Origin of the sequence: Legionella sp., from assembly GCF_049790535.1 — a bacterium.
Taxonomy (GTDB): domain Bacteria; phylum Pseudomonadota; class Gammaproteobacteria; order Legionellales; family Legionellaceae; genus Legionella.
The window spans coordinates 1-8853 of record NZ_JBAQZB010000065.1 but is presented as its reverse complement, the minus strand read 5'-3'; the positions used below and the strand labels follow the sequence as shown (position 1 = coordinate 8853).

The following is an 8853-nucleotide window of genomic DNA, read 5'->3' as shown; positions in this document are numbered from 1 at the left end:
TCTTATGACCCCACTTACGCTTATGAATTGGCAGTAATTATTCAAAACGGTTTACATCGTATGTATGAAAAAATGGAAAATGTTTTTTATTATATTACGGTAATGAATGAAAATTATGTGCAACCGGATATGCCAGCAGGTGTGGAACAAGGGATTATTAAGGGAATGTATCTATTAAAAGAAAGCAAGAAAAAATCAAAAAAACAGGTACAATTGCTTGGATGTGGAACCATTCTGCGTGAAGTAATCAAAGCGGCACAAATGTTGGAAGATGATTATTCCATTACTTCAAATATTTGGAGTGTTACGAGCTTTAATGAACTAAGACGCGAGGGATTAGCAGTAGAGCGCTATAATGCAATGCATCCAGATAAAAAACCACAGGAAAGTTATGTAAGTATGCTATTAAAAGGAAGACAAGGTCCAGTAATTGCGGCAACCGATTATATGCGTCTTTTTGCCGATCAAATTCGTCCTTATGTACCTAGTCAGTACATAACTCTGGGTACTGATGGTTATGGAAGAAGTGATATACGTGAACGTTTACGTCATTTCTTTGAAGTGGATGCAAAGTATATTGTTTTGGCTGCGTTAAATGCTTTAGTTGCTGAAGGAAGTATTGATAAATCTAAAGTTGTTGACGCTATGAAGCGTTATAATATTAATTCAGACAAGTTAGATCCAATAGCTCATTAATGGCTTTGCTTTCAACCAGGCTACATTAGAGGACAAATATGGCAAATGAAATTGAGGTTAAGATTCCTGATATTGGTGGTTCTACTCAGGTTGATGTGATTGAAATTCTGGTTAAAGTGGGCGATCGACTCGTTATTGACACGCCACTTGTTACTTTAGAATCAGATAAAGCAAGTATGGAAATTCCTTCTCCAATAGAAGGAACAGTCACTAAGATGAATCTTAAAGTCGGTGATAAAGTATCAAAAGGAGATGTTATTCTTTTTGTTGCGCCAGATAAAGAAATAAAGAAACCGCAAAAAGAAGAAAAGCCACAAGAGGAAAAAACTATAGAAAAAGAAAAGCCTCTTGCATCGCAAACAGAGCGCTATTCTGAAACACCACTAATTAAAGAGAATTCTGCTTTAGCATTAAAAATTGATAATGAACTTTCTTCACCACTTACTGCTGCAGCAGGTCCGGGAGTCAGAAGGATGGCGAGGGAGTTCGGTATTAATTTGGCAGAGGTTAAAGGCAGCGGACGTAAATCACGTATTATTCAAAAAGACTTGCAGGCTTACGTAAAAGCTCGTTTAAGTGAGTTACCTACAGTATCCAGCTCTTTTGGTATTACTCAAGCTTCTGTTATTGATTTTTCCCAATTTGGTGAGATTGAGACAAGACCGTTAAATAAAATTAAGAAACTTACTGGGCTAAATGTTCATCGTTCTTGGATTAGTATTCCACATGTAACTCAATTTGATTCAGCAGATATTACTGAGATCGAAGCGTTTAGGAAAGCTGAAGTGGAACAGGCTAAAGAGAAGGGGTATAAATTAACTCTGTTAGCTTTTGTTTGTGCTGTAGTGAGTAAAGCCTTACATACGTTCCCGCAATTTAATGCTTCTTTAGATAGTACAGGTTCTAATTTAATCTACAAAAAATATTGCAATATTGGAATCGCAGTGGAAACACCAAATGGTCTAGTTGTTCCTGTTATCAAGAATGTAGATAAATTAAACGTTGCAGAAATTGCAATCGAAATGACCCGTTTAAGCTCCAAAGCACGCGATAAGGGATTGATGCCAGCCGATATGTCGGGGGGCTGTTTTACTCTATCGAGTCTGGGTGGAATTGGTGGTACTTCGTTTACTCCAATTGTGAATAGTCCAGAGGTTGCTATTCTTGGGTTGTCTCGTTCAGAAATAAAACCTGTTTATGCTCAGGAAACATTTCATCCTAGATTAATGTTGCCTCTGTCTTTATCTTATGATCATCGGGTTATTGATGGAGCAGAAGCAGCACGGTTTACGCGTTTTATTTGTGAATGTTTGAGTGATATAAGACGTATTTTAATTTAAATGTATTAATAAATAAGATAAAGAGGCTTGCAATGGCTAATAAAATAAAGACTGATGTTATTGTATTGGGAAGTGGACCTGGTGGATACAGCGCAGCATTTAGAGCAGCAGATTTAGGTAAAAATGTTGTGCTGGTAGAGCGCTATGATTCATTAGGTGGTGTTTGCTTAAATGTGGGTTGCATCCCTTCCAAAGCTTTATTACACATTGCCGAGGTAATTGAAGAAGCTCACGAAATGACAGATCGAGGTGTGAGTTTTGGTAAACCAAAATTAGATAATAAAAAAATTATTGCTTGGAAAAACTCTGTGGTTTCCAAATTAACCGATGGTTTAAATGCTTTGGCAAAGCAGCGTAAAGTAAACGTTGTTACGGGTGTAGGGAAATTTTCTGGTACACATCAAATTACTGTGGATAGTGATGAAGGACCTGTTGAAATTGAGTTTGAAAATGCAATAATCGCCGTAGGTTCAGAATCCATTGATTTACCTTTTATACCCGAGGACAAGCGTATATTCAGTTCTACTGGTGCCTTAGAACTTTCTGACATTCAAGGAAGTTTATTGGTTCTAGGTGGTGGAATTATTGGTCTAGAAATGGCTACTGTTTATTCTGCTTTCGGAGTTGATGTGACTGTAGTTGAGTTTATGGATCAACTGATTCCTGGCGCTGACAGTGATTTAGTGAATGTGTTGCAAAAACGTATGGTCAAAAAAGGTATAAAATTTTTATTAAAAACTAAAGTTACTGCTGTAGAAGCTAAAAAAGACGGTATTTATGTTTCCATGGAAGGCGAACATAAAACCAATAAGCCATTATGTTTCCAGCAAGTTCTTGTTGCTGTGGGTAGAAAACCTAATGGGGGTAGGATTAATGCTGAAAAAGCAGGTGTGAGTATAGATGAGCATGGTTTTATTAAAGTTGATAATCAACAAAGGACCAATGTTCCTCATATTTTTGCTATTGGTGATGTGGTTGGCCAACCAATGCTGGCTCATAAAGCAATTCCTGAAGGGAAGGTAGCAGCAGAAGTAATTGCAGGAAAAAAACATTATTTTGATCCTAAGTGTATTGCGAGTGTTGCTTATACTGATCCAAAACTTGCATGGGCTGGTTTAACCGAAAAAGAAGCTAAAGAGAAAAATATTCCTTATGAAAAAGCGATTTTTCCTTGGGTGGCTAGTGGTCGCGCATTAAGTATGGGTCGTGAAGAAGGGATGACTAAATTATTATTTTGTCCTGATACTAATCGTATACTAGGCGCAGGAATTGTAGGAGTGAATGCAGGGGACTTAATTAGTGAAACAGCATTAGCAATTGAGATGTGCTGTGATGTTGAAGATATTGCATTAACGATTCGTCCGCACCCAACTTTGTCAGAAACAATTACTCAAGCAGCAGAAGCTTTTGAAGGAACAATTACCGACCTTTATCTGCCTAAAAAGAAAAAGGAAAAATAGCCCTACAAACGTACTCAAGCAAAAGAGGTAAAAAATGTAATTTAGGAGCAACAAATGACATGGCAAATTCGTCATATGAACAAATCCGATGTAGATAATGTCTATGCCATTGAGACAAGTGTTCATGTTGCTCCTTGGGCTAAAAATATATTAAAAAATTGTATTCTTGTAGGCTATAATTGTCTTGTTATTGAAATAAAAATAGATAATCGGTGGGTGTTGGGCGGATACATGATCTGTAGACATAAAAACGATTGCTGTCATATTCTAAATTTTTGTATTGCTAAACTCTTCCAGTCTCAAGGATATGGGCGTAAATTTTTACAGTATTTGCTTGATGATTTAATACAGTGTAAAGAAATTCAGTCAGTTATTTTAGAAGTCAGGCCAAGTAATAGCATTGCTTTGCATCTTTACGAAAGGCTTGGCTTTAATCAGGAAGAAATTAAACAAGAATATTATAAAGAGAATGATCAAATTGAAGATGCAATTTTACTCAAAAAAAATCTTCGTACTTAAATAATTCCATCAAGTTTAAAACTAAAAACCCCTTATAGAACATTTGACATCCTCCTTAGGTAAGGCTAAGTTAAAATCTATATAGTTACCTTTTTTCTGTGATTAAAGGCCATATCAATGATAGAGATCGTAATTCAAGCGCAACCTGATGATGAAACATGTGGTCCAACTAGTTTACATGCTATTTATAAATATTATGGTCTGAATATATCTTTAAATGAAATTGTTCAAAAGATAGAACGCTCTCTTTCTGGTGGTACATTAAGTCCTATGTTAGGAACCCATGCGTTACAACAAGGATTTAAAACAAAAATATACATTTACAATTTAAACTTATTCGATCCTTCATGGTTTGAAAATATTCAAGGTGATAACCAGTTTTTAATTGAAAAACTGAAAACTCAAATGGAGTTTAAAAAAGATCTATACATTGTTAAAGAAACTATCGCTTATTTAGACTATTTAAAGCAAGGGGGAACAATTTGTTTTCAATCCCTTAATGTTGCATTATTAAAAAAATATTTTATGAAAGGAATCCCTATTTTAACAGCTTTGAGTGCCACGTACCTTTATCGAAGTGCACGAGAATATTTTACACCTGAGGGTAAATCTGTTTACGATGATATTCGTGGCACCCCTTGCGGACATTTTGTTGTACTATGTGGTTATGATGAAAAAAAAAGACTGGTAGTGGTGGCTGATCCACACCCAACCAATCCATTATTTAATCATAACTACTATAAAGTAAGTGTAAATCGTCTGATTAATTCGATTATGCTGGGAGTGTTAACTTACGATGCAAATTTACTCATAATTGAACCTAAAGAGAGATAAATGCAAACAATTATAATTACGGACGATCCTGACAGTTGGGAATTTCTCAGTGACTTTGCCCCGATTGTTTCCAGCTCAACCTACCTAAGTGCCGAAGAATATCATCAAAATAAATCCTTCCGAGTGATTAATCTTTGCAAGTCTTATAATTATCAAACGATAGGTTATTACGTATCTCTTTTGGCGCAGGCACGTGATCACAAGGCACTCCCTTCAGTTCATGGGATTCAAGATGTCTTAAATGTAGGACTATCAAAGTTAATTTCTCAGGATATCCATGAAGAGATTCAGCATAGTTTACATGACATTAAAACGGATCAGTTTGTTTTAAGTTTATATTTTGGTCAAAATGTAGCTAAACGATATGCCACATTAGCTAAGCAACTACACAGTTTATTCCCTATTCCATTAATTCGTTTTACTTTGGAACAGAAGAGAGAATGGCGTATTAAACGAATGGTCCCTTTGTCTGTTACTGATTTACCTCCGCAACATCTGGAATTTATGCAGCAAGCAGCTAAAGATTATCTCTCCAAAAAAAGAGTTCACCAATGGCGTAAAAAACAACGATTCCATGATTTAGCCATTCTGGTAGATCCTATTGAATCTAATGCACCGTCTAATAAAAAAGCATTGGATTTTTTTGTTTCTTCGGGAGAGGAAATGGGATTAAATATTGATATTATTGATAAAAATGAGGGCAAAGCGATTGCTGAGTATGATGCATTATTTATTCGAACTACCACCGCAGTAAATCATTATACGTACCGAATAGCACGTCGAGCAGCTCAAGAAAATTTAGTGGTCATTGATGATCCTCTATCCATCATTAAATGCACTAATAAAGTTTATCTGGCTGAACTTTTAGCTACTCATCAAATAGTGACTCCGCACACTGTATTCCTTAATAAAAACGATAAACAATTACCTGCAATAGATTTTCCTTGTGTTTTAAAAAAACCAGATAGTGCTTTTTCGCTTGGCGTAGTTAAAATTGAGGATGAAAATTCACTTCAAAAATCATTAAATGATTTTTTTAAAACTTCAGACTTAGTTCTAGCACAACATTTCATCCCTACAGAATTTGATTGGCGTATCGGAATTCTTGATAATAAACCTCTTTTTGCATGTCGTTATTTTATGGCCAAAGATCATTGGCAAATTTACGATTGGCATGACGTAAAAGAAAAGAAAGAGGGGAGGTGTGAAACAATTCCTATTAATGATGTGCCAGAAGCCATTATTAAAATTGCTTTAAAATGCTCCAAATTGATTGGTGATGGATTATATGGAGTAGATATTAAAAGCAAAGGAGATATTCATTATGTTATTGAGGTCAACGACAATCCTAACATTGATCATGGTACCGAGGATAAGATTTTAGGAGATAATTTATATCAACAAATTATGAGTCTCTTTTTACAACGTATCCGTAGGAAACATGGTTATGTCTAATTTTTCTATTTTTTCTGTGCTGGGTATAGAAATAGAATACATGTTAGTGGATAAAGAACATTTTAATATCCAGCCCAAAAGTGATCTCATTCTTAATGCATTAGCTGGGCACTATGTAAATGAAATCGCATTAGGAGATATTGCTATTAGCAATGAATTGGTAATGCATGTACTTGAATTTAAAAATAACGGACCTAAACCACCTTCCGTGCCAATAGCAGAACAATTTCAAAAAACTATTTTAGAAATTCAGCCTCTCTTGTTAGAGCAAAATCTAATTTTGATGCCCTCAGGGGCGCATCCTTGGATGGATCCTAATATAGAAACTGTCCGTTGGCCGTATGAGAATAATGATATATACCAGCAATACGATATTATTTTTGAGTGTAAAGGGCATGGTTGGTCCAATTTACAAAGCATGCATGTTAATTTACCTTACTCTAATGATGAAGAATTTTGTCAGTTACATAACCTTATCAGGTTAATATTGCCTCTTCTACCTGCTCTTGCAGCTAGTAGTCCAATCCTTGATGGGAAACCTACAGGCTTATTAGATTCACGTTTACATTTTTACAGTCAAAATCAACAACGCATTCCTTCTATAAGTGGTGATATTATTCCCGAATTTATACGAACGGAAGAGGAATACCAACAAAAAATCCTCATTCCGATGTATGAAGATATTAAACCTTATGATCCGCACAGTGTGTTACAGCACCCCTGGTTAAACTCACGGGCATGCATTCCCAAATTTGATCATAAAGCGATTGAAATTCGTACCTTAGATAGTCAAGAATGCGTTACTGCAGATATTGCTATTGCTAAAGTAATCTGTGCTATTTTAAAAAATTGGTATAATTCCTCTCAATATTATTTAGAAATGCCTTGTGAAACAAAACGACTAAAAAGTCTTTTTGATCGATCCATCAGGAGTGGACTAAGTACTCAAGTCGAAGATTCTGAATTATTTGTACAATGGCAAGTACCTAAACGTTTTAGGACTCTTCGCGAAATCTGGTCATATCTCATTGAAAAAAACAGTTTTGCGTTAGAACGCTCAGAACAACTTGCTTTGGAACAGATACTAGTCCAAGGCAATTTAAGTGAACGTATACTCCGAGCTGTTGGACCAGCGTGTAATTTGGATACTTTAAAAAATGTTTACTCTCAACTTACTTCGTGCTTACTTTCAAATCAGCAATTCCAATCATGAAAAAAAAATTAGCTTTGATAGTTAGTTGTGAGCATGCAGTTAATCTCATTCCTCCAACCTATCTATCTTTGTTTATACCCTTTAAAAATCTTCTGGAATCTCATCGCGGAATTGATTTTGGTGCTTTGGAAGTCGCGATATATTTTAAAGAAGTATTTTCATGTGATCTAATTCTAGCTCCTACCTCAAGATTATTGATTGATTATAATCGCAGTTTAACTAACCGTTGTTTTTCTGAAATTACTAAAAAATTAGCTGTGCAAAAAAAACAGGAAATTATTACTCATTATTATTTACCCTATCGGCAAAAGGTTATCGATCAGATTGAAAAACACCTAGCACATGGATCACAAGTACTACATTGTTCCATCCATAGTTTTACCCCAGTACTCAATAAAATAGTAAGAACTGCTGAAATTGGTTTCCTTTATGATCCCAACAGACCCTTAGAAAAAAAACTTGCCAAAGAATGGCAGTTGGAATTAAAAAAACAAACACCAAAACATAGAATAAGAGTGAATTACCCTTATAAAGGTATAAATGATGGCTTTACCACTAGTTTGCGTAAAAAATACGCTCCAGAAGAGTATCTAGGTATTGAAATTGAATTCAATCAGGCATTAACTCGGAATGAACGTTCATTGACCCATTTAAAACATAGTTTATCGATGAGTTTATTGAATTTAATTGCGTTGTGTGTAGATTATTAAATAAATATTTTGGTTAAAAAATACATGAATTTCTCTTAAAATCAGCTAATTATTTATTATTTTTTACTTCTTAATATTTTTATGCTTATAATTTAGGCATATAGTGTGAATTGAAGGGGTGGAAAATGAGCAAATGGGATCGTATTTATAGTAATTCAATCAATATAAGTCGAGCAAATACTGGAAGCGCGAATCTAGAGGCGGATTGGCATAGAGAATCTAATCAAGAGAGAATGACTATCAATGGAGTAGCAATTGGTTATTATGCTAAACAATATAATCAATTTGCAAGTCTCAATGATGTTGAATTATTTTTTGAAGATATACTTTTAAAAGATATGAAGCCTCTCGAGCATGAGAAAAAGGAAAAGATTATTGCCTTTTTAAAAGGCAGATTTCATCAAGGTGGTTTTATGTATCCTGTATCAAGCCCTCTTGCGGTAGGAATGAAAGAATATTCTAAGGCAGACAAAAAAGAAATACCATTTGCAACAGTAGGTGAGATGGATATCACAATTAATATTGTAACAACTAAGAATGGGTTTAAGATCCAGGAATTTGCTAATATTAAAAATATTGTTGTTTTGAGCCAAGATTTTTGCAAAGAATATGGCATTGATATGGGT

The 8853-nt window shown here is 34.9% G+C and carries 9 protein-coding genes; all 9 read left to right on the top strand.

Annotated features, from left to right (window positions below):
• Window positions 1-696, top strand: a 696-nt coding sequence (locus WA877_RS03720) for a transketolase-like TK C-terminal-containing protein (RefSeq protein WP_425169586.1), incomplete at its 5' end; no start/stop codon positions are given.
• Window positions 697-734: 38 nt separating this feature from the next.
• Window positions 735-2036, top strand: a complete 1302-nt coding sequence (locus tag WA877_RS03715; RefSeq protein WP_425169585.1) for a dihydrolipoyllysine-residue acetyltransferase — start codon at window positions 735-737, stop codon at window positions 2034-2036.
• Between the two features lie 32 nt (window positions 2037-2068).
• Complete coding sequence (gene lpdA / locus WA877_RS03710) at window positions 2069-3496, top strand: dihydrolipoyl dehydrogenase (protein ID WP_425169584.1); 1428 nt, start codon at window positions 2069-2071, stop codon at window positions 3494-3496.
• Window positions 3497-3550: 54 nt separating this feature from the next.
• Window positions 3551-4015, top strand: a complete 465-nt coding sequence (gene rimI / locus WA877_RS03705; protein WP_425169583.1) for a ribosomal protein S18-alanine N-acetyltransferase — start codon at window positions 3551-3553, stop codon at window positions 4013-4015.
• Window positions 4016-4132: 117 nt separating this feature from the next.
• Window positions 4133-4849: a C39 family peptidase gene (locus WA877_RS03700; RefSeq protein WP_425169582.1), complete on the top strand. Its 717-nt coding sequence runs from the start codon at window positions 4133-4135 to the stop codon at window positions 4847-4849.
• The gene (locus WA877_RS03695; RefSeq protein ID WP_425169581.1) at window positions 4850-6304 is read left to right on the top strand and encodes a RimK family protein; all 1455 of its coding nucleotides are present in this window, start codon (window positions 4850-4852) and stop codon (window positions 6302-6304) included.
• Window positions 6297-7517: a glutamate-cysteine ligase family protein gene (locus WA877_RS03690; protein WP_425169580.1), complete on the top strand. Its 1221-nt coding sequence runs from the start codon at window positions 6297-6299 to the stop codon at window positions 7515-7517. The genes WA877_RS03695 and WA877_RS03690 overlap by 8 nt, the downstream gene beginning before the upstream one ends.
• Window positions 7514-8227: an N-formylglutamate amidohydrolase gene (locus WA877_RS03685; RefSeq protein WP_425169579.1), complete on the top strand. Its 714-nt coding sequence runs from the start codon at window positions 7514-7516 to the stop codon at window positions 8225-8227. The genes WA877_RS03690 and WA877_RS03685 overlap by 4 nt, the downstream gene beginning before the upstream one ends.
• 125 nt (window positions 8228-8352) lie before the next feature.
• Window positions 8353-8853 (top strand): hypothetical protein (locus tag WA877_RS03680; RefSeq protein ID WP_425169578.1); only part of this gene is annotated, 501 nt, incomplete at its 3' end.